The organism is Parablautia muri, assembly GCF_009917485.1.
Taxonomy (GTDB): Bacteria; Bacillota; Clostridia; order Lachnospirales; family Lachnospiraceae; genus Suilimivivens; species Suilimivivens muri.
In genome coordinates this window covers 1-21,901 of sequence record NZ_QZDT01000037.1, presented here as the reverse complement: position 1 = coordinate 21,901, position 21,901 = coordinate 1, and the positions used below count along the sequence as shown (strand labels likewise).

Annotated in this window: 17 protein-coding genes; 15 read left to right on the top strand and 2 right to left on the bottom strand. The window is 44.0% G+C overall.

The features are described from left to right. Window positions 1-178 precede the first annotated feature (178 nt). Genes D5281_RS17690 through D5281_RS17680 form a run of 3 tightly spaced genes read left to right on the top strand, consistent with a single transcriptional unit; the run spans window position 179 to window position 2,862 of the window. The gene (locus D5281_RS17690) at window positions 179-766 is read left to right on the top strand and encodes a DapH/DapD/GlmU-related protein (protein ID WP_277935442.1); all 588 of its coding nucleotides are present in this window, start codon (window positions 179-181) and stop codon (window positions 764-766) included. Further along, window positions 750-1,742, top strand: a complete 993-nt coding sequence (locus D5281_RS17685; RefSeq protein ID WP_160561425.1) for an aldo/keto reductase — start codon at window positions 750-752, stop codon at window positions 1,740-1,742. Before D5281_RS17690 ends, D5281_RS17685 begins: the two co-directional genes overlap by 17 nt. Further along, the gene (locus D5281_RS17680; RefSeq protein WP_160561424.1) at window positions 1,729-2,862 is read left to right on the top strand and encodes a nucleotidyltransferase domain-containing protein; all 1,134 of its coding nucleotides are present in this window, start codon (window positions 1,729-1,731) and stop codon (window positions 2,860-2,862) included. Before D5281_RS17685 ends, D5281_RS17680 begins: the two co-directional genes overlap by 14 nt. Here D5281_RS17680 and D5281_RS17675 read toward each other — a convergent pair. Beyond that, window positions 2,837-3,742 carry a DegV family protein gene (locus tag D5281_RS17675; protein ID WP_160561423.1) on the bottom strand — a complete coding sequence of 302 codons (906 nt, stop codon included), beginning with the start codon at window positions 3,740-3,742 and terminating at the stop codon, window positions 2,837-2,839. The genes D5281_RS17680 and D5281_RS17675 overlap by 26 nt on opposite strands. A gap of 352 nt (window positions 3,743-4,094) precedes the next feature. Here D5281_RS17675 and D5281_RS17670 point away from each other — a divergent pair, with 352 nt between their 5' ends. Beyond that, a complete protein-coding gene (locus D5281_RS17670) occupies window positions 4,095-5,762 on the top strand; it encodes a glycoside hydrolase family 13 protein (RefSeq protein ID WP_160561422.1) in 1,668 nt (555 codons plus the stop codon). A gap of 111 nt (window positions 5,763-5,873) precedes the next feature. Here the strand turns inward: D5281_RS17670 and D5281_RS17665 are convergent, their stop codons facing one another. Further along, window positions 5,874-7,727: a sensor histidine kinase gene (locus D5281_RS17665; protein WP_160561421.1), complete on the bottom strand. Its 1,854-nt coding sequence runs from the start codon at window positions 7,725-7,727 to the stop codon at window positions 5,874-5,876. Between the two features lie 399 nt (window positions 7,728-8,126). Between D5281_RS17665 and D5281_RS17660 the strand changes: the two genes are divergently transcribed. The 11 genes from D5281_RS17660 (at window position 8,127) to D5281_RS17610 (ending at window position 21,804) form a co-directional block, all read left to right on the top strand. Further along, window positions 8,127-9,074 carry a uroporphyrinogen decarboxylase family protein gene (locus D5281_RS17660; protein WP_160561420.1) on the top strand — a complete coding sequence of 316 codons (948 nt, stop codon included), beginning with the start codon at window positions 8,127-8,129 and terminating at the stop codon, window positions 9,072-9,074. Between the two features lie 104 nt (window positions 9,075-9,178). Then, the gene (locus tag D5281_RS17655; RefSeq protein ID WP_160561419.1) at window positions 9,179-10,543 is read left to right on the top strand and encodes an ABC transporter substrate-binding protein; all 1,365 of its coding nucleotides are present in this window, start codon (window positions 9,179-9,181) and stop codon (window positions 10,541-10,543) included. A gap of 128 nt (window positions 10,544-10,671) precedes the next feature. After that, window positions 10,672-11,562, top strand: a complete 891-nt coding sequence (locus D5281_RS17650; RefSeq protein ID WP_160561418.1) for a carbohydrate ABC transporter permease — start codon at window positions 10,672-10,674, stop codon at window positions 11,560-11,562. After that, window positions 11,559-12,398, top strand: coding sequence for a carbohydrate ABC transporter permease (locus tag D5281_RS17645; protein WP_160561417.1), 840 nt, complete (start codon window positions 11,559-11,561; stop codon window positions 12,396-12,398). Before D5281_RS17650 ends, D5281_RS17645 begins: the two co-directional genes overlap by 4 nt. 50 nt (window positions 12,399-12,448) lie before the next feature. After that, window positions 12,449-13,978, top strand: coding sequence for a response regulator (locus tag D5281_RS17640; protein WP_160561416.1), 1,530 nt, complete (start codon window positions 12,449-12,451; stop codon window positions 13,976-13,978). Between the two features lie 74 nt (window positions 13,979-14,052). Then, on the top strand, window positions 14,053-15,414 hold the full coding sequence (locus D5281_RS17635; RefSeq protein ID WP_160561415.1) for a M20/M25/M40 family metallo-hydrolase: 1,362 nt from the start codon (window positions 14,053-14,055) through the stop codon (window positions 15,412-15,414). A gap of 82 nt (window positions 15,415-15,496) precedes the next feature. After that, window positions 15,497-16,414, top strand: a complete 918-nt coding sequence (locus tag D5281_RS17630) for an aldo/keto reductase (protein WP_160561414.1) — start codon at window positions 15,497-15,499, stop codon at window positions 16,412-16,414. A gap of 104 nt (window positions 16,415-16,518) precedes the next feature. After that, window positions 16,519-17,811: an L-cysteine desulfidase family protein gene (locus D5281_RS17625; protein ID WP_160561413.1), complete on the top strand. Its 1,293-nt coding sequence runs from the start codon at window positions 16,519-16,521 to the stop codon at window positions 17,809-17,811. 610 nt (window positions 17,812-18,421) lie between these two features. Further along, window positions 18,422-19,258 (top strand): 5'-3' exonuclease, encoded by an 837-nt coding sequence (locus D5281_RS17620; protein ID WP_330585129.1) that lies wholly within the window; start codon window positions 18,422-18,424, stop codon window positions 19,256-19,258. 343 nt (window positions 19,259-19,601) lie between these two features. Further along, the gene (locus tag D5281_RS17615; RefSeq protein WP_160561412.1) at window positions 19,602-20,888 is read left to right on the top strand and encodes an MFS transporter; all 1,287 of its coding nucleotides are present in this window, start codon (window positions 19,602-19,604) and stop codon (window positions 20,886-20,888) included. Between the two features lie 85 nt (window positions 20,889-20,973). After that, on the top strand, window positions 20,974-21,804 hold the full coding sequence (locus D5281_RS17610; protein ID WP_160561411.1) for an HAD family hydrolase: 831 nt from the start codon (window positions 20,974-20,976) through the stop codon (window positions 21,802-21,804). Window positions 21,805-21,901: the final 97 nt, after the last annotated feature.

Below are 21,901 nucleotides of genomic sequence, written 5' to 3'. Positions count from 1 at the left end.
GTGATGCCCCACAGGATGTTTCCCGGAGACGGCAATACATATTGTCTATTGGCCAACGTGTGAAAAACAACATACTTTTATAGTATGAAATGGTATTGTATATATGTATTTGATATTTTACATCCAATAAATTACAATAGAGTCAGGAAGGAAAAAAGCAAGCAAGGAGATGAAGGCTATGACAGTCAAGGAAGTAATAGACGGATTTCGGGAAGGAGTAGAAGAAAATGCCGAACGTGATGCCTATGCAAATGAGCTTTTTCAGGAAGCTGTCCGCATTGGAATGGAGCTTAATACGAAGTATCATACACTGGAGGAACTTCGGGAGCTTATGGGCAGGCTGATCGGGAAAAAGGTAGATGGTTCTTTTCGGATGTTTCCTCCTTTCTATACGGATTTTGGGAAGAATATTACAATCGGGAAAGATGTTTTTATCAATTCAGGATGCCATTTTCAGGATCAGGGCGGAATTGAAATTGGGGACGGCGCTCTGATTGGGCATAATGTTGTGCTGGCAACCATCAACCATGATCTGAGCCCAAAGGAAAACCGGAAAAATCATTACGCGCCGATAAAGATAGGCGCTCATGTATGGATTGGTTCAAACGCAACCATATTGCCGGGAGTGACGATTGGCGATTGGGCGGTGGTTGCAGCGGGAGCCGTAGTGAGGGGGAATGTTCCTGCCATGACGATAGTGGGAGGTGTTCCGGCAAAAGTATTAAAGGTCATTCAGGAGGAGGAACGCCATGAAAGGGCTGTATAATCTTATGCTGGCCGGTCTGCTTATGGTTACGGTATCAGCCTGCGGGAAACAGGCAGGAACGAAAATCTCTATGGATAAGGCTGCGGAACAGATGGAACATAATCTGGCCGGCGGGGAAGAACAGCAGACACAGGAAGGTGACAATACAGTGACGGCAGATATTTCTTTTAACTTTGAAACAAAGAGAGTTTTACTAAACAGTGGGTATGAAATGCCCATATACGGGATTGGCACCTACAGCCTGACCGGGGATACCTGTATAGCATCGGTTACAGCGGCATTAAACAGCGGCGTCCGTCTGATTGATACCGCCTATATGTACCATAATGAAGAAAGTGTTGGGGAGGCTGTCAGAAGCTCTGGCATACCCAGGGAGGAAATCTTTGTCATCACAAAGCTGTACCCGAATCAGTTTGACCACCCAGAAGCAGCGATTGAGGAGGCCCTTGCCAAATTAGATATAGATTACATTGATATGATGTTGCTTCACCACCCCGGAGCCGGAGATGTGGAGGCATATCTTGCAATGGAAAAAGCGGTTGCAGACGGCAAAATCCGCTCACTGGGCTTATCCAACTGGTATGTGGAAGAATTGAAGGAATTTTTGCCACGGATAAACATTATGCCTGCTTTGGTCCAGAATGAAATCCACCCGTATTATCAGGAAAACGATGTAATCCCATACATTCACAGTCTTGGAATTGTGGTACAAGGCTGGTATCCCCTTGGGGGCAGAGGGTATACGGCAGAACTGCTTGGAAATGAGGTGATTTCGGAAATCGCGGTGGCACATGGAAAGTCATCGGCGCAGGTGATTCTCAGGTGGAATCTGCAAAAGGGTGTGGTGGTTATTCCAGGTTCCAGCAATCCTGATCATATTCGGGAAAACACGGAGCTGTTTGATTTTGAACTGACAAAGGAGGAAATGGAGCGTATAGACGCTCTTGATCGCGGCGAGAAGCATGACTGGTATTAAGAAAGGTTCTGGTAAAATGACAATAAATGATAAAATTATAAATTGGATTGCGGACCGGGTGGAACATGATTACGCAGAGGATATAGCATTAATTCTGCTATACGGTTCTTATGTGAATGGCACGGCTAACGCAAAATCAGATGTAGACTGCTATTTCATCCCAAGGACAGAGAGGGGATATGAGTTTTCGGCAGATTTTATAATTCAGGGTGTGGGATATGATATTTTCCCAATGAGCTGGGAACGGGTGGAGGGAATTGCGGACCTGAAAGAAATCATCATACCATGTGTGGGGGATGTGAAAGTATTATATTATCATTCTGCGGATGAATTGGAGAAATTTAAACATCTGCAAAGAAAATTACAAGATAACTTAAACAATCCTGATTATACAAGAAGAATTGCAAAAGAGAAGTTTGAACGTGCATGCAAATTGTATTCGCAGCTTAAGAATTGTAATAAGCTTATGGAAGTACGTCTTTTTGCAGGGGACATCATGATGACATTGGCGGATGCGGTTGCCATCTACAATCAGGACTATTTTCATTTTGGCTTGAAAAGGCAATATGAAGATTTGCATAAATTTGAAAATATCCCTGTTCATTTTATAGAAGAATATGAAAATGTAATAAAATCGGAAAAGGCGGAAGAACTCAAAATACATTGCAGGAATCTCATAAAATTATTTGCCGATTTGGTGGCGGCAGATTTTGTTGAAGACGAGGAAAAGCAACAGGAGAAGGCAGTTGCAGATGCAATAAGCCCTAATACGGATTTTTACTTTTTGGCAAGGGTGTATGAAGAAATTAGTTCCACCTTTAATAAAATTTATGTTTGCACGGAAACGGGGAATTTTATATTAGCTTTTTTGTCCGCTGTCTGCCTGCAAAACGAGTTTAAAGAGATAGCAAAGGAGCAGGGAATCGAATGCTATGACATTTTGAGCGCGTATCATTATCAGGATTTGGGGGAACTGGCCAAGGCAGCGAGAAAGGCGGAGAGAGACTTTGTCCGGACAATCACGGACAGTGGCGAAAAGATAAAAAGATTTAGAGATTTTGAGGAATTTGAAAGGGAAATTCAGAGCCTTTGTTTTACACATGAATCCCCTTTTCAATGATTCCAAAGCCCAGCGGATAAGGCCCGGTGTGAACGCCAATGGTGGCCCCGATTTGATAAACGGGCAGTTCATTTATATCATATCCTTTCTCCTTAAGCAGAGCTAAGGATTGATTGCGGAAGGCAATGCCTTCTTCTATATCATATCCATAACCAACCGCAATGCTATAGCAGTGGATGCCAAGGCTGCTTTCCTTCAAATATTCTAAAAGAAGGTCCTGGGCTTTCTTTGTGGAGCGCTTGCGGCCTCTGTCCAGACCGGAAGGAAAGATTTCTCCTTGTTTTAATGTAATAACAGGACGGAGATCTAAAACGCTTCCGGCAAGAGCGGCTACCTTGCCAATCCTTCCGCCGTGCTTTAAATATTCCATATTTCCTACCGTGAAGAAAATCCTTCCGGTGCTTTTGATGTCCTCAAGCCGTGCAACCGTATTCTGGTAGCTGACACCATGGTCACGCAAATTTACCGCCTCTAACACATACTGCCCTTGCAAAACTGTGTTGACGGTGGCGTCAATGACGGTAATTTCCGCATGAGGGTACTTTTCCTGTAAGAGGGAGCGGGCATTTAAGGCGGACTGCATAGAACCGCTGAATTTCGTTGTAATGCAAATGCAGATGATGGGAATGCTGGCCTTAACGTAGGGGAGAAATGCCTCCTCATAATCACGGATAGAGGGCATAGAGGACTTGGGATATACTCCTTTTTTGTCCACCATTTGCTGGTAAAAGTCTCGGATATCAATTTCTACATTTTCTTTCAAATAATGTTCGTCATCAAAAGACACGTAAAAGGGAACTATGGTAATATTTTTTTCCTGTGCCAGTTTTGGGGGCAGGTCGCAGGAGCCATCACTGATAATATGAAATTCTTCGCTCATATGAAAACTTCCTTATATATTATTTGTGCCGGTAAGCCAAAGCTTCGATTGACTTTAGGAATATGGTACTGTTTCGTGATATATAGAATACTACGATTGGGTGGTAAATGCAATCCTTTTATGCATAAATATTCCAATGTAAAGTTGCGGTAACTGTTTTTTGCGGTTTTCAAAACCATGTGCATGCTTGCGCTTAAATCAATTTTCAAAGTTGCTTTGTCAGCACACAGCAGATTTGAAAATTGATTTACGTGATATGCTTGAAAGTCAGATTTACTTTTTTTCTCAAATAAGATATGATGAAAATATATAGAAGTATCTGTCATGGATACAGAATAAGGAGGGAGAAACGATGGATAAAAGATGGTGGAAGGAAAGTATAGTTTATCAGATTTATCCAAGGAGCTTTAAGGACAGTAACGGGGATGGCATTGGAGATTTAAATGGTATCACGGAAAAGATGGACTATTTAGAAAAACTGGGCATCAATGTTTTATGGCTGTCTCCTGTTTACAAATCGCCCAATGACGACAATGGCTACGACATAAGCGACTATCAGGACATTATGGACGAATTCGGCACCATGGAGGATTTTGACCGGATGTTGGCGGCGGCCCACAAGCATGGTATCAAGCTGGTTATGGACCTGGTAGTAAATCATACATCGGATGAGCATCCATGGTTTATTGAAAGCCAGAAATCCGTAGACAACCCTTACAGAGATTACTATATCTGGAGGCCGGCTAAGGATGGGAAAGAGCCGAACAACTGGGGCTCCTGCTTTTCCGGTTCTGCATGGAAATATGATGAAAAGACAGATATGTATTATCTGCACCTGTTTTCTAAAAAGCAGCCGGACTTAAACTGGGACAATCCCAAGGTGCGAAAGGAAGTCTTTGATATGATGAACTGGTGGCTGGACAAAGGGGTAGATGGCTTTCGTATGGACGTAATCAGCTTAATTTCCAAGAAGCCTGATTTGCCGGACGGACCAGCGGGTATCAATGGCTATGCAAGCTTTAATGAGCCTGCCAACGGCCCTCATGTTCACGAATACCTTCAGGAGATGAGAGAAAAGGTGCTGAACAATGCGGACACAATCACCGTAGGCGAATGCTCCGGCGTTACGTTAGAGGAAGCTAAGAAGTACGCAAGAAGCGATGAAAAAGAGCTGAATATGGTATTCCAGTTTGAGCATATGCATGTGGATTCGGATGGAACCAACAAGTGGACCGATAAGAAAATGGATTTGAGAGACTTAAAGGAAATCCTCACCAAATGGCAGAAGGGTTTAGAGGAGATTGCATGGAACAGTCTGTTCTGGGAGAATCATGACCAGCCCCGTTCCGTATCCAGGTTTGGAAATGACAGCAAAGAGTATCATGCCGTATCGGCAAAAATGCTGGCTACCTGCCTTCATATGATGCAGGGTACGCCTTATGTATATCAGGGTCAGGAATTGGGAATGACCAATGCGCCTTTTATGAGCGTGGATGATTTTAGGGATTTAGACAGCATCAATGCTTATTATGAGCTTGTAGATGAACAGAAGGTATTTACATCCGAAGAAATGATGAGATACTTAAGATGCAAGAGCCGCGACAATGCGAGAACCCCATTCCAGTGGGATGGCAGTGAAAACGCAGGATTTACCACAGGAACCCCATGGATTATGGTGAACCCTAACTATACGGAAATTAATGCAAAGGCGCAGCTTGCAGATCCGGATTCTATTTTCTGCTATTACCAGAAGCTGATTCAGCTCAGGAAAGAAAAAGATATTGTTGTATATGGAAGCTATGACCTGCTTCTTCCAGATTCAAAAGAAATCTATGCTTATACAAGAACCCTGGGAGATGAAAAACTGCTGGTGGTGTGCAATTTCTATGAAAAAGAAACGGAAATTGAAATCCCGGAAGAATTTAGGGGAGGCCATTATTTAATCAGCAATTATGTAGCGGAACCGATTAAGGACAAAATGAAATTGCGTGCATATGAAAGCTTTGTGATTGAGAAATAGAAAGAAGGAATAAAGAAAGAAAAGATAAAAATATCCCTGTCGGATATCAGGAAATCCTGTCCGATGGGGATATTTTATTGTTGCGAGCAATGAGCCAGGCGGCGGGGGGACTTAGGAAGGCTCAGAAAAGACAGCATTGTCATCTGCCTTAACAAGTGGAGCCGGCGCAGGCAGGAGGATATCTATAATCGTGCCTTCCCCAGGCATACTTTCAATGGTAAGGCCGTAGGAGGGGCCGAAATAACTTCGGATTCGCTGGCATACATTGCGGATGCCAATAGAGCGGCGGCCGCTCTCCTTATTCTGGTGGAAGGAATCATCAGCGCATTCACGGTTTAGTTCCAAAAGACGGTCAGCCTCTATGCCGTCCCCGTTATCCGCAATTAGGAGATGGAGCCTGCTGCCCTCTAACTGACTGGTGATGCTGATATAGCAGTTATCCTCATGGCAGGCAAAGCCGTGCTCAATGCTGTTTTCCACCAGAGGCTGAAGAAGAAAAACAGGAATGGGCATTTTAAGCAGGGAGGAGGGAATGTTGCAGTCAAAGGTGAACTTTCCGGGGAAACGGATATTTTGGATGGTCATGTAACGGTTGACCTGCTGCAATTCTTCCTTTAACAATGCCACCGGAAACTTTTCCAGATTGTAGCGGAGCAAATCCGACATGCAAAGGGAAATGGTCTCAATTTCCGGTACATTGTGGATGTTAGCCAGGGACTTAATAATGTTTAAGGTGTTATAGAGGAAATGATGATTGATTTGAAATTGTAGCATTTGAATCCTCATTTTCTGTTCGTTTATCTGGAGCTGATAATTCTGCTGTATGCTGGTGGTGAGACGAAAGCTTAAGTGGTTAAAGCTGGCTACCAACTTGCGAAGCTCCTGATTGGAGCCGCAGGCCTGCTCGTCAATCCGTCCGCCATCTTCCGGATTTAAGGAATCTATCTGTCCGCACAGCCTGAAAATAGAGCGTGTCAGATTGGTGGAAAGTAAAATGGCAAGACACATGCCCAGAACCAGACACAGCAGAAAGATACGGACATAGCTTAAAATATTGTCACGGTAAATCTGGTAGGTCATGTGATTATCTACAAACTGGACCAGATGCCAGTTTGTGGTTTGGTTGACGCAGCCATTGACACGGTAGGTGGAATGTCCGACCTCAAGCTCATCCTCAATAATATTGCCCTTTCCCGTCAGAGACGCATTGAAAGCGGCGAGGGCGGTAAGCAGGTCGTCATATTTTTCCGGCTCCTGCATCAGGGCGGAGTTGGAGGAAAAGGCAAGCTCATTGTCCGCGCTGTAAATCAGCAGAATATTTTCGGTACTTTGGGCGGAGATGAGAATATTTTCAATGGGTTTAAAATTGATTTCACAGTAGCAGACACCAATCTCTTTATAGTCATTTTTATCCCTGAGAATTTTAATCATAGGAAGAACGGTTTTATCCATACCCCGGCCGGAAATATTTTGAAGTGGTGCAAAATAGGTATAATTTGGCGACTGCCTGGCGATGGGCGCCCATTTTTCAATATTATCATTCATAGTTTTGGCATGAAGCGCGGTTAAAGTGTTGTACTCAAAGGTATAATCGTAGCGGTTTTTAAAAATACAGGATTCCAGAGTGGAGTTTAATTGATTGGTCTGATTAAAATAATCCCGAAAGATAGTGGAATCCTGGGCATAGGACAGGTAGTCATTCTGATAATTGGTGTTCATAATCCGCCGGATATCCTCACTTAGGATAGGCATGTTTGTGACCTTGGCGGCATCCTGCAAAAGTGTGTCAAGGGTCAGATTTGCCTGAGAGGTGATGGTGGCTAAGGAGGAGCTGTATTCTGAAATAACTCTGCTGGTAGAATCGTTGACAGCAAAAAGCCCAAGTAGAACGGATGGACAGATGACAAGGGATAAAGAAGCGATGAAAATTTGTGTGCGGTAGGACAGATAGTGTCTCTTTTTCATAAAAATCCTCCATTTTTGCGGGCAATTACTATTTTTATTGATCTTTTGCAGGCATATCCTATAACCAGTAAAACTTTTCCCGTATTATACAAAATAAGAAAAGAAATGCTATACTTCTGCCAGCGCCAAAGAGGCCTGCATGCAAGGCGGGACAGACAGAGAGTTTCTTATTTTGCGATTATAGCATAGAGGGAATAGGGAGAAAAGAAAAACAGAAAAATCTAAGAAAAGACCTATTTATTGTCAAAGTAAATTTCTATTTTTTAAATACATATTTAATTATAATAATACAAAGAATTAAATCCGTGCAATGTCTGAGCAAGGTAAAAGGTACCCTGTCTGCAGGGCTGCTGCTTAGGACATTGACTATGGATAAATCATAGAAGGAGGGTGATAGAAATGAACAGGGCAGAACGTGTATTAGCGGTGATGAAAGGCGAGGCGGCAGACTGTGTTCCGGCAGGTTTTTGGTTTCATTACAAACCGGATTATTCCGTACAGGAAATGATTGACGCTCATATCAAATTATATCGTGAGACAGGTATGGATATTATCAAGGTGATGCAGGATTATGCGTATCCGATTAGTGGAGAGATTACCTGTGCGGAGGATTGGTATAAGATTAGCATCAAAGGAACAGATTCAGAAGAATTTGACAAGATGGTGTCAGTGATAAAGGGAATCCGCAAGGAAGCGGGAGGAGATGTTCTGATTTTTCAGACAATGTTTGGGCCGTTTAAGGCGGCTTGTATGGCTTTTGGAGATGAAACTTTGATGAAGTACAGCAAGGAGGCTCCGGAGGCAGTGACAGCCGGGGTGAAGATTCTGGCAGATGGTTTGGAAAAATGGGCGAAGGGCTATCTGGAGGCAGGAGCCGATGGGATTTACTATTCCGCACAATTTGGCGAAATCGGAAGATTTGAGCAGGAGGAATGGGCAAAGCTGGTAAGGCCTTCTGATTTACAGATTTTGGATGTGGCGGATAAAACGCCGGGTAAATATAATATTTTACATATATGCGGTGAACCGGAGTACGATTTTTGCACACATGTGGACTGGTTTAAGGATTATCCGGCGGACCTGGTAAACTGGTCTGTGAAGGACAATGGATACGGGCTTGAGAAGGGCAGAGAAACATTCGGAAAAGCAATTCTGGGCGGAATGAATAATAAGGGAAATGTGTTAAATGGCCCGGTAGAAGCGATTGAGGAAGAAGTAAAAACCATTCTGGATGGCTTTGGAACAAAAGGGATTATGATTGGGGCTGACTGCACCATACAAGGGCAGAATATCAGACTTGATTATATAAAAGCTGCCGTAGAGGCAGCGCACAACTATCAAAAATAGGAGGAAAGATTGGAAGATAAATCTTTCAATCTAAGGAGTTTGTGTCTGCGCTGCATCCACAAACTCTGTTATAAGCAAAAAGCAGCGCAGAAAAGAGGGAATATATGAAAAAGAAATTAGCAATGGCATTGTGTGTGGCATTAACAATGACGGCTCTATCAGGCTGCGGATCTTCAAGCGGCGGTAATGGAGCGTCAGAAACTTCCGGCTCAGATTCTCAGCAGGAAGCGCCGGTGCAGGAGGAAAGTGAGGACGCATCAGGAGAGGAAGCACAAAGCTCAGATGGTGGCGCGCAGGCTTCCGGTGATGTGATGACGCTTGAGTTTTTCCAGCAAAAGAGTGAGGAAGGTCCTCAGAAGGGCTATCAGGCAATTATTGATAAGTTTAACGCGGAAAATACAGATGTTCAGATTGAGATGAACACAGTTCCGGATGCCGGTACTGTACTTACATCCAGAATTTCTTCCGGCGATATCCCTGTAATCTTTTCTGATTATCCCACACAGGTTCAGTTCAGACAGAAGGTTGCAAACGGTTATGTGCAGGATTTGTCAGATCAGGAATTTTTAAAGAATGTCAATGAGGCGGCTCTTGAGATGACAAAGCAGGAGGATGGCGGCTACTATGCGCTTCCTTACAGCCGTAACTATATGGGCGTTTACTATAACCAGACAATTTTTGAAGAAAATAGTGTGGAAATCCCTACGACATGGGATGAATTTGTACAGGTATGTGAGACTTTAAAGGCAGCAGGTATTACACCTATGGGCCTGATGGGCAAGGATCCTGGCCGTGTTGGTCATACTTTCCAGTGCCAGACAGTGGCATGGTCTCCGAATGGAATTGAAAATATTGCAAAGGTGGCAGCAGGAGAAGGCCAGATTGAAGGCGATGCAGAGTTTACAGAAGAATTTGAAAAAATGAAAACTTTATTGTCCTATTCAAATGAGGATGCTCTTGCACTTTCCGATACACAGTGCTGGGAAAACTTTGCAAATGGCCAGTATGCAATGTGCATCACAGGCTCTTACGCAAGAGGAACAATTGCATCCCTGAATCCTGATGCAAAACTGGGTGTGTTCCCTCTGCCCAATGATACGGTAGAGAGCACACGTACGCTGGCAGGTATCGATGCTGCAATCTGTGTTTCTGCAAAAGCTTCTGATGAAGAAAAAGCTGCTGCATACAGATTCCTTGCTTATCTTGCAGAGCCTGAAAACGCACAGTTATTCTGTGACAGTGATGGCGCTCCTTCCTGTATCACAGGTGTAGTAAACGATGACGAAGGAATTGCTCCTATGATTGAAATCTTAAATGACGGCCGTGTACATGACTGGATGGCTTCAACAATTAACAATAATGTGGTTACAGACCTTTACAATGTAGTACAGGGCTTCTGGGCAGAGCAGGATGTGGAGAAGGTATTAAAGGATATGGACGCATCTATTGCAGTGACATCTGCGGAATAATACCCTTTCGAAAAATTTGACCGAATGAATTTGAGGTGGCGGCGGGAGCATAACTTCCGCCGCTCATTCTTCCATAAGGCCGGATGATAAAAATCCGAAGCTTCCAAATCATCGGAAAGGATGGTGCTATGAATCGTACAAAAAAGACAAAAGGTATACCCGGCAAATATGTTTATTTTGCATTTACCATCATTCCTGTTGTGCTTTACACATTTTTTTATGTTGTATCTGTCATCAATGGGGTAAAGTACAGCTTTACAAACTGGGATGGTATGGCACAGGAATATGATTTCGTTGGTTTTAAAAATTATATACAGCTTTTAAAAAATCCCAACTTTTGGAATTCTATGAAAACCACGGTGAATTACAGTATCAGGCTTGTAGTAGGGGTAATTTTAACGTCACTGCTTCTGGCAATTTCTCTTAATTCCCTCAAGCGCTTTAAGACCTTTGTGAAATCTGTTTTTTTCGTTCCGGCCATGATTGGCGGCGTGACCATTGCGCTTATTTGGGATCAGCTTTTCTATAGGATGGTTCCCCTGATTGGCCAGGCGTTAGGAATCAAGTGGCTGTCACAAAGCCTTATGATGACCGGAAAGACGGCCCTTCCGGCAGTGGTGTTTGTGCAGACCTGGCAGGCAGTTGCCATGCCTACGGTTATCTTTATTGCAGGATTGCAGCAGATACCGGATGAACAATATGAGTCAGCTAAGATCGATGGGGCTACCGCTTTTCAGAGATTCCGCTATATTACAATGCCTTACCTGCTGCCTACGGTGACGGTGAATCTGGTGCTGACCATCAAGCAGGGCTTTACCTCCTTTGATTATCCTTACGCGCTTACCGGAGGCGGACCTGTCCGCGCTACTGAGGTAATTGGTATTTTAATTTATAACGATGCATTTAAGAACCTGCGGTTTTCAGTGGCCAACGCAGAGGCTTGTATTTTGTTTGTACTGGTGGCGATTTTCTCGCTGACCCAGTTGAAGCTGACCAGTAAGGGAGGTGCCAACGAATGAAAGTGAAAAGTGATGTAACTGTCTGGAAATTTTTTCGCAATCTTCTTTTGGCCTGTGGATTAATACTGATATTGTTTCCCCTTTACCTTGTGGTAATCAATTCTTTTAAAAGCCTTGAGGAGGCCGGAAAAAACTTTTTTGCACTTCCTTCTACCCTTAGGCCGGATAATTTTATTGAGTTGTTTACAAACAGCAATTACTGGATTTTTCTGCGTAACTCCCTGAAGATAACGGTAATATCAGTCGCACTTATTTTAATCTTTGTGCCCTCTGTTTCCTATGCAATTGCACGAAACTTTGAGAAGAAATACTATAAGACGGTATATTTCTATCTTCTGATGGGGTTATTTATCCCGTCTCAGGTTATCATGCTGCCGGTTACAAAAATGATGACGAAATTAAATCTGTTAAATCATGAAGGACTGATTGTGCTGTACGCGGCATTCAGTCTTACCCAGGGAGTATTTCTGTTTGTAAATTATATCAGGGGACTGCCTTATGAGATTGAGGAGTCGGCACAGATTGACGGGTGCAGTGTGTTCCAGACTTATATAAGAATCGTACTGCCGCTGGTGAAGCCTATGATTTCTACCTTGCTGATTATGGATACGCTTTGGATATGGAATGACTTTATGCTGCCTTTATTGATACTGAACAGAACACAAAATATCTGGACACTTCCGCTGTTTCAGTATAATTTTAAGACAGAGTATTCCTTTAATTACACACTGGCATTTTCAGCCTACCTGCTGGCAATGCTTCCAATGCTTATTATTTACTGCCTTGGGCAGAAATATATTATTAAGGGATTGACAGCAGGCTCTGTAAAGGGTTGAATAAACATAACGGTTTGGGATAGTCTGCGCAGTTCCAAAGGAGGTATTGGATGTTTAAGATACTGGTAGTGGAAGATGAATTGTATGCGAGAGAATCTCTGATGAAGCAGATCAGGGAATATGATACGGAAGGACAATTCCGGATTTGGCAGGCTTCTAACGGAAAGGAAGGGGAAGCGCTTTTTAAAGAACATCAGCCGGAGCTGGTGATAACGGATATCCGTATGCCGAAAATGGATGGACTGGAATTATTGGAGAGAATACGGGAAGAAGATGCCCGGGCACAGGTAGTGATTGTCAGTGCCTACTCAGATTTTGAGTATGCCCGGTTGGCTCTGACTTATGGGGCGGTGGATTATCTGCTAAAACCCGTTGAGAATGAGGCTCTTGGACAGTGTCTTGATAAGTTTGTGCAGAAGAACCGGAATGAAAAAAAGGAGGCGCTGATTACCGGTCAGGACATTGTCACACAATTTATTGCCAACAGTATCAGAAAAGAAAGCTATTCCAGCTTTGTGGAAGAAAGTATGTTCCGAAAGGTATATCATGCGTATCAGATTACAGCGGTGCGGTTTCATGACAAAAAGCCGGAACGGCAGGATTTTCTGGCGAAGATAGAAGGGATTTACGGAAGTGCTTTCTGGTCTCAGTTTCGTTTTTTAGAGATGGATTTTGATATCTGGGCGCTGGTGACGGTGCCAAATCAGGGAAATAGCTTCTTTTGGAGAAAGCTTTGCAGGCTGCTTGATGAAAAAGGGTATCCGGCAAGTATGGGAGTGAGCGAGGCCTATACGGAGGCCGGAAAGATAAGAAATGCATTTAGGGAAGCACGGGAAGCGCTGAAATATAAAATATATGGCGAGGGGATTTATTTTGCAGAAAAAATAAAAAAGGAGCCCCCGGCGGTGTATCATATTTCCAAGGCAAAGGAAACTGCGCTTTTGGAGGCGTTGCGAAACGGAAATGAAAAGGGAACGGAATCCATTATTTGTGAAATCTTTGAGGAGATTAAGGAACAGGGAATGGTGAAGGCGGAATGTCTGGAGATGCTGTATTCTAAAGTGACGATTTTGTTTTACCAGGCAATTGGGGAAAACCGAGAGGAAGGAGAAGCCTTTGAGCGGACACACACAGGGATTTTGCGATTTTCTTCTTTGGATGAGATGGAGCATTTCCTGTTGAATATTAACAAGAACATTTGTAGGATGAAGATGAAAACCGGGAACGGAAATAGAAAAGAAATAGTGGATACTTTGACGGAGTACGCCATGGAGCATTATAATCAAGATATCTCTTTAAAGGAGCTGGCGGAGAAGGTTTTGTTTATGAATCAAGACTATTTAAGTCACTTGTTCGCAGAAAAGAAGGGAATCAGCTTTTCGGTTTTTTTGCGTCAGATTAGGATGGAGCATGCAAAGGAGCTGCTAGAGAGGGAGAATTTCTCAGTTACGGAGGTTGCCTCTATGACAGGTTACAACGACACTTCGCAGTTTATCCGTTTCTTTAAGCAGGAAACAGGGATGACGCCTAAAAAGTACCGGACCTATGTAAGGGAGAAAGAGATGGTAAAAGACGAGTAATAGAAGCAGCTTGATTATGGCATGAAAGCAATAAAAAAGGGCAGAACCAAAGAAAGGTCAGGTGGCAGCAAGAAATGGAAACTTTGAAATGCTGGCTGGAAAGTCAGAAGGAAAAAATAATTGAAGATATCGGGGGCCTGGTGGCCATTGAAAGTATTGCGGAAAGTGACAGCGTACAGCCGCCGGCGCCATTTGGAGATAAGTGCCGGCAGGTCCTTGACAAGATGCTTTCTTATGCGGTGCGGGATAAGATAGCTTTGTTTGACCATGAGGGTTATTGCGGCAGTGTGTTGATTGGAGAGGGAAAAGAGGAGATTGGGATTTGGAGTCATTTGGATGTGGTTCCTGCCGGTGGGGATTGGCTGTATAGTCCTTTTTCAATGGAGGTGAAAGACGGATGTCTGATTGGAAGAGGCGTACAGGACAACAAAGGACCTGCCATTGCTGTGTATTACACACTGAAATATTGTGAGGAAAAAAAGCTCTTAAAGAATATTCGTGTGAGACAGATTTTTGGATGCCAGGAAGAATGTGGAATGGGGGACGTGGATTATTATCTGCGCCATAACAAAGAGCCTGCCTACTCATTTGTGGCGGACTGTGGCTTTCCGGTATGTTGTGGGGAGAAAGGTATCTGCCGGATTACACTGGAAGGACAGGAAAAAATAGACTGCATTTCCCAGCTGGAAGGCGGCGTGGTCTGCAACAGTGTGCCGGATTTTGCCAGGGTACAGCTCCTTATAGGAGGAGAAAAAATAGATATCAGCGCAGAGGGAATTGGCGGACATGCGGCATCTCCCGAAGGCACAGTAAATGCCATTGGTGCTTTGGCGGAAAAAATGAAAAAATATACACTGCCCAAAGAGCTGGAGAGAGCAGCGGCTTTTTTGTATCAGGCGGGAAGTAACGGGTACGGGGAGAAGATTGGGATTGGCTGTGAGGATGAAATTTCAGGGAAATTAACCTGTAATGCAGGTGTACTTTCTTTGGAGGAAGGTAAAATCCGGCTAGTGCTTGATATTCGTTATCCGGTTAGCATGACAGTAGATGACTTCCTGCCAAAGCTTACAAAGGAGGCATTAAAATACGGGTTTATTGTGGCAAATCTAAGTGACAGCAAGCCCTATTATATGGAAAAGGAGCATCCTTTTGTACAGCTTTTAATGGACGCGTGGCGGGAACGGACAGGATTAGAGGGCGAGCCCTATGTGATGGGAGGCGGAACCTACGCCCGTCATATTCCAAATGCGGTGGCTTTTGGAACAGGGATGGACAGGGACTTATCAGCCCTGAGGCTGCCGGAAGGCCATGGCAATTGCCATGGAGCCGATGAGACAGAGGTTTTAGAAAATCTTTTGGAGGCGATACATATTTATGTAAATGCGCTGTGTAAGATCGACCGCTGGATTGGAGAAAGACCGCAATTTATAAACTGATGTTAACTATTTGCAGGTTTGTGTCCGCGCAGCATTCGCAAACCTGATAAACACAAAAAGCTGCGCAGAAATGGGGTAAACTATGAAGATGATACAAATGAACAAAAATGTACCGGCATCTTCCGCAATCGGCCTTGGCTGTATGCGGCTTACAGGACTTGAGAACAGCAAAACCGTCCGGGAGCTGATAGATGTTTCCATGGAGGCAGGAATCAATTTCTTTGACCATGCGGATATCTATGCAGGAGGAGAAGCGGAGGCTGAGTTTGGAAAGGTACTGACACCAAAACTGCGCAGCCAGATGGTGATTCAGACCAAGTGCGCGATTCGCCCCGGTATTTGCTATGATTTTTCTAAAGAACATATTCTGAAATCCGTGGATGGAAGCCTGCAGCGTCTTAACACAGAGTATATTGATATTCTTCTTCTGCACCGTCCGGATGCTCTGATGGAGCCGGAGGAAGTGGCGGAAGCCTTCTCTGCTTTGAAAAAAGCAGGAAAAGTACGCTGCTTTGGCGTCAGCAATCATAATCCTATGCAGATGGAACTGTTAAACAGCTGCTTAGAGGAGCCTTTATGTGTAAATCAGATTCAGTTTTCCGTTGCGCACTGTCCTACAATTGACGGCGGCCTAAACGTGAATATTCATAATGATGCGGGATGCAATCGGGATGGCAGTGTGATTGAGTATTGCCGGCTGAAAAAAATGACGATTCAGGCTTGGTCTCCATTCCAGTATGGCATGTTTGAAGGCGTATTTATTGGAAATGAGAAATTCCCAGAGCTCAATGCGGTGATGAACCGTCTGGCGAAAAAATATCAGGTGACGCCCAATGCCATTGCGGTTGCATGGATCATGCGTCATCCCGCCAACATCCAGACCATTGTGGGAAGCACCAGCGCTAAGCGTGTGCAGGACATCTGCAAGGCTTCGGATGTATGCCTGACCAGGGATGAGTGGTATGAGATGTACCTTTCGGCAGGGAAATTGCTGCCTTAAGTTTAGCAATCGTAATATTGTGATGTGCTCCAATTTGTGCTGACGCCCAAATTTGCAGGAATTGGCAGCATGGGGGATTTATATGGAGAAAGGAACAAAGGGGCATGGATGAAAGGGTCTATCAGAGCTATTTGAATATATTAAAGGAGGAACTGATTCCTGCGCTGGGCTGTACGGAGCCCATAGCCCTTGCCTACGGGGCTGCGATAGCAAGAAAAGTTTTTGGATCTCTGCCGGAGCATATGGATGTTTATTGCAGTGGGAATATTATCAAAAATGTAAAGAGTGTGACCGTTCCTAATTCAGGAGGGATGCGTGGGATAGAGGCAGCCGCTGTACTTGGGGCGGTAGGCGGCTGTCCGGAGAAAAAGCTGGAAGTACTTGAAGGAACAACGAAGGAGGACCAGGAAAAAACAAAGGAACTTCTTGCACAACATTTTTGTACCTGCTATCTGGAGGAAGGAGTTGAAAACTTATATATCCGTGTGGAGATGCGGGGAGACGGTCACCTTGTGAAGGTGACACTTTCCGAAAAGCATACCAGGATTGAGCAGGTGGAAAGGGACGGAGAGATTTTATTTTCCTGTCAAAAGGAAGATGCATGCGAAAAGAAGGACGATGCAAGAGCACTTTTAAATGTGAAGGATATACTGGCCTTTGCCCAGGAAGTTAAGATGGAAGATATTGAGGAAGTAATAGGGCGCCAGATAGAGATGAATACAGCCATCTCGGAGGAGGGATTGAAAAATCATTACGGTGCGGAAGTAGGTAGAACACTGCTTGCTGCCTATGGGGATGATATCAAAGTCCGGGCAAAGGCAAAGGCGGCAGCAGGGTCGGACGCCAGGATGAATGGATGTGCTATGCCGGTGGTTATTAATTCCGGTAGTGGAAATCAGGGTATGACCTGTTCATTGCCGGTGATTGAATTTGCTAAGGAATTGAAAGCTTCAAAGGAAAAAATGTACCGAGCGCTGGTGGTCAGCAATCTGGTGGCAATTCATCAAAAGAAGTATATTGGTAGTCTGTCCGCCTACTGTGGTGCGGTAAGCGCTGCCTGCGGAGCAGGCGCTGCCATCACTTATCTGTATGGTGGGGATTATGAGGCGGTGTCCCGTACCATCACCAACACTATCGCCAATATGGGCGGCGTGGTCTGCGATGGGGCTAAATCCTCCTGCGCGGCTAAAATAGCTTCTTCCGTGGACGCAGCGATTATGGCTTATACCTTGGAAAATGCGGACCACTGTTTTAAACCTGGGGAAGGGCTGGTGCAGGAGGATGTGGAAGATACGATACGGAACATGGGATATGTGGGCAGAGTGGGGATGAAGTCTACAGACGTAACCATTTTAAAGCTCATGATTGATCAGGAAAATGAAGTAGACAATAAATAACAGATACGAAAAAGACCGGTAGTTTCCAGTGCGTTACTGCTTAGAGGCAATGTCAATAAGTTAAGCAGGGCCTGTCAGAGGCCTCCTGCCATTAATCTAGCTATGTGTTGGGATGATATGGGGATTCTGCCAGTTGCCAGAAGTAACTGGCAGGTGACTGGAAGCGTAGCTGGCGTGCATAGGTTCTGCTTGGCCTGATCAGCAGTATATATTGGCCGCTCCCTTTGCTGCCTTAAATTTCTACCACTCTAATCTTTACCCCTAAATCAACTCCAATCCCCAATATGCTTTATCTTTATCATCCTATGCCCCTAGGTAGCGCTGTTCATGTGCAGAAATGGTCGTTTACATTTGAGGATAAGAAAACGAACCCGGTGATTTCGAATAGCTGCAAAAGCTGTTTGGCCTTTTCTCCGGTATGGTAAGCGACAGAAATGTGGATTTTGCCGACATGAGATTTTCGGGCAGCAGGATGGAATAGGGGGAATGAAAAAACATGATGTAAGATTAATTGGCAGAACGCTCAAACCTTTTGTTGTATTTTGCAGTGCCAAAGGATATATTGAATATGATATCATAAAGCATAATTTGCGGACGAGGAGGAAAAGGGGTGGACAGGTTTTTAGTCATTGACGGCAGTAATTTGTTGTTCCAAATGTTTTTTGGAATGCCCGCAAGAATCGTAAACGGGCAAGGGAAAGCCATCCAGGGAACGTTTGGCTTTGTGGGCGCAATGCTGAAAATAATTCGGATGGTCAGTCCCACGCATGTGACAGTCGTATTTGACGGGGAACATGAAAACAAAAGGAAAGAGCTGAATCCAGAATATAAAGGTAATAGAATTGACTACGGCATGGTGCCGGAGGAAGAAAACCCCTTTTCGCAATTGCCGGATGTGTATAAAGCTTTGGATTATCTGAAAATGAAATATACGGAAACAATAGACACAGAGGCGGATGATTTGATTGCCGGCTATGCACTGTCCCTTGGCGGAAAGACGGAAGTGGTTATTGCATCCTTTGACAGCGATTTTTTTCAGCTTATCACAGACAAGGTATCTGTGCTCAGGTACCGGGGCGAAAAAACAGTGATTTGTACACCGGCATATGTGAAAGAAAGATTTGGGGTCATCCCTGGTCAGTATGCGGATTTTAAGTCGCTGGTAGGAGATAGGGCGGACAACATAAAAGGGGCGGAAAAGGTTGGAGCAAAAACAGCAGCATCTCTGTTGAATGAATTTGGCAGTCTTGAAAATATTCTGGCTGGTGCAGAAAAGATCAGGTGGCCTTCCGTAAGGGAATCCATTATAAGAAATACGGACAGACTTAAGAAAAACCGGCAGCTGATTAAACTGGAAGCCTGTGAGGCATTGCCCTTTGAGGAGGAGGAATTAGCGTATTTTTATGATGGAATAAAAACAAAGGAAGTTATAAAAGGAATAGAATGATAGAGCCAGTTAAAAGGGAGGAAACAGATAGCAAAGATATATCCTGTTTGTAGGTTCCCAAAGAACTAAGGCAACGGCAAAAGGTTAATAATTGCGAGAAGTGCTAGAAATATCCGGAGGAATATGTTAGGATACAAATACTTTTCAATATGGATAGCTATGAAATGAAAGAGAGGTTTGACATGGTACTATGCGTTGCAGGAGCTCCATGCAGGGTTTGAGGACGATGCATGGAGGCAAAAGTCAAGAAATATAAATGACTTAGTCCTCAGGCTTTGCATTTGGTTTTTATATACAGGGAGAATTGTCTGTTGACGAAAAAATCAAAGGAGCAAAGTAGAATATGAAAAACTTAATAAAAGATTTAAAGACATTTATGATTTTGTGGAGTACACAAAGCCTGTCCCAGTTAGGAAGTGCAATGACAAGCTTTGCACTAACCCTGTGGATTTATGAGAAAACAGGTTCCGCATTGCAGACAGCGCTTTTATCCATATGCTCTTATGCCCCCTATGTGCTGATGAGTATTTTTGCAGGCGCGCTGAGCGATAAGTGGAATAAGAAAAAGGTTATGCTGGTGTGCGATACGTTTGCAGCCTGCTGTACGATTATGGTTCTGGTTTTGTTGAAAACGGATTTATTAAAGCCGGTACATATTTATGTTTTAAATATCATAAACGGCTTGATGAATACCATGCAGCAGCCGGCCAGTGATGTGGCAATGACCATGATTACACCAAAGAAGTATTACCAGAAAACAAGCGGTATGAGGTCCTTTTCAAACTCGCTTATTACCATTTTGAATCCGGTTTTGGCTACGGCTTTGTTTGCATTCGGCGGAATGGAAATCGTGATTTGCGCGGATTTGACCACGTTTGTGATTGCCTTTATGGCATTATTGTTTGGCGTGACGCTCCCTGACATTTCCAATGAGGATGTGGAGGGCAAAGGGTCTTTGTCAGAGTCAGTAAAAAGCGGCCTTAAATATTTGAAGGAACATGAGTTGATTTTAACGCTGATTCTTTTTCTTGCAGGGGTAAATTTTGTGGCCTCCGCATTTGATGCTGTTTTGCCGGCGCTTATACTGCCAAAAGAAAATGGCGGAGAAAAAGTGCTGGGGCTTGTTACATCCTGTGCAGGGATTGCAATGCTGACGGGAAGCTTTATTGTAACATTGCTGCCTAAGCCTCAGAATCGTATCCGCGTCATATATCTTACCATGTTGATTTCCCTTGGCACGGAAAATTATCTGCTGGCATTCGGAAGGACACCTGCTCTATGGTGTTTAGGACAGATAATCGGGTGGCTGCCGGTTCCCATTATGAGTGCGAACCTTGACGTTATCCTGCGGGCAACGATTCCCGTTAAGATGCAGGGGAGGGTATATTCCTGCAGAAATACTTTACAGTTTTTTACAATTCCGTTTGGGATGTTTATGGGCGGTTTTATGGTGGATAAGATTTGCGAGCCTGTTATGGCATCGGACTTTGCAAAGGGGCTGCTTACCATACTCTTTGGAAACGGAAAGGGTTCCGGAGCCGCTATGATGATGTTTCTTCTGGGAGTCATTGGAACCGTAATATGCCTGGGCTTTGGACGGGTTTTGCGAAAATATAAATATACGGATTAATTGGAGCAAGGAAATGGAAAGTGACAGAGGGCCTCTGGCCTTCTGTCCTTTTAATATAAGGATGCGTTTCGGAATGGAGGAAAAAATGGAAAAAACGTTGTATGTAACAGATTTAGATGGAACGCTGCTAAACAGAAGTGACCGGATCAATCCCAGGAGTATAAAAATCATCAATGCATTAACAGAAAAAGGAATGATGTTCACCTATGCCACGGCAAGGTCGTTGGTATCTGCCAGTGTAGTTACCAAAGGGTTGTCTACAAAGATTCCTGTGATTGCATATAATGGCGCCTTTATTTTTCAGCCGGATACGGGAGAAATACTTTCGCAGGAGAGATTTACCGCAGAGGAAATGAACGAAGTAAAAGGAGTCCTTGAAAAATATAATATCAGCCCTTTGATTTACGCTTATATAAATGGTGTTGAAAAGGTATCCTGGATAACCGAAAAGGAAAATGACGGCATGAGGCGATATCTTAGTATGAGAAAAGGGGACAGGCGGCTTAACCCCATGGCAGAGGGAGAAAAGCTATATCAGGGAGATATGTTTTACTTTACCTGCATTGGGGAGAAGGAAGAGTTGCAGCCGGTTTATGATTTCTTTTCAAACAGCGGCAGATATCGCTGTACCATTCAGCAGGAATTGTACAGGCCGGAATATTGGTGCGAGATTATGCCGGCCCGTGCAACCAAGGCAAATGCTATAGCGAAGCTGAAAAAAATGTGGGGCTGTACCAAGGTAATTTCTTTTGGAGATGCCATAAATGACATTCCAATGTTTGAAATATCGGATGAGGCTTATGCAGTGGAAAATGCGGTGGAGGAATTAAAAGCAGTGGCTACCGGAATCATTGCCGATAATGAGCATGACGGCGTGGCCAGTTGGCTTTTGGAGCACGTGGTATTTGTTCCATAGGCTATGGTGTTGCCGCCCATTTATTCTGGCTTCAAATAAATCTGATTGATTGTCACAGAATTAACCGATATAATGACATCAGCATAGAGAAAGAGAA

Bases quoted from the DNA above. Each gene is read 5' to 3' on its own strand.
- D5281_RS17690 (WP_277935442.1), top strand. From the start codon at position 179: ATGACAGTCAAGGAAGTAATAGACGGATTTCGGGAAGGAGTAGAAGAA.
- D5281_RS17685 (WP_160561425.1), top strand. From the start codon at position 750: ATGAAAGGGCTGTATAATCTTATGCTGGCCGGTCTGCTTATGGTTACG.
- D5281_RS17680 (WP_160561424.1), top strand. From the start codon at position 1,729: ATGACTGGTATTAAGAAAGGTTCTGGTAAAATGACAATAAATGATAAA.
- D5281_RS17675 (WP_160561423.1), bottom strand. From the start codon at position 3,742: ATGAGCGAAGAATTTCATATTATCAGTGATGGCTCCTGCGACCTGCCC.
- D5281_RS17670 (WP_160561422.1), top strand. From the start codon at position 4,095: ATGGATAAAAGATGGTGGAAGGAAAGTATAGTTTATCAGATTTATCCA.
- D5281_RS17665 (WP_160561421.1), bottom strand. From the start codon at position 7,727: ATGAAAAAGAGACACTATCTGTCCTACCGCACACAAATTTTCATCGCT.
- D5281_RS17660 (WP_160561420.1), top strand. From the start codon at position 8,127: ATGAACAGGGCAGAACGTGTATTAGCGGTGATGAAAGGCGAGGCGGCA.
- D5281_RS17655 (WP_160561419.1), top strand. From the start codon at position 9,179: ATGAAAAAGAAATTAGCAATGGCATTGTGTGTGGCATTAACAATGACG.
- D5281_RS17650 (WP_160561418.1), top strand. From the start codon at position 10,672: ATGAATCGTACAAAAAAGACAAAAGGTATACCCGGCAAATATGTTTAT.
- D5281_RS17645 (WP_160561417.1), top strand. From the start codon at position 11,559: ATGAAAGTGAAAAGTGATGTAACTGTCTGGAAATTTTTTCGCAATCTT.
- D5281_RS17640 (WP_160561416.1), top strand. From the start codon at position 12,449: ATGTTTAAGATACTGGTAGTGGAAGATGAATTGTATGCGAGAGAATCT.
- D5281_RS17635 (WP_160561415.1), top strand. From the start codon at position 14,053: ATGGAAACTTTGAAATGCTGGCTGGAAAGTCAGAAGGAAAAAATAATT.
- D5281_RS17630 (WP_160561414.1), top strand. From the start codon at position 15,497: ATGAAGATGATACAAATGAACAAAAATGTACCGGCATCTTCCGCAATC.
- D5281_RS17625 (WP_160561413.1), top strand. From the start codon at position 16,519: ATGGATGAAAGGGTCTATCAGAGCTATTTGAATATATTAAAGGAGGAA.
- D5281_RS17615 (WP_160561412.1), top strand. From the start codon at position 19,602: ATGAAAAACTTAATAAAAGATTTAAAGACATTTATGATTTTGTGGAGT.
- D5281_RS17610 (WP_160561411.1), top strand. From the start codon at position 20,974: ATGGAAAAAACGTTGTATGTAACAGATTTAGATGGAACGCTGCTAAAC.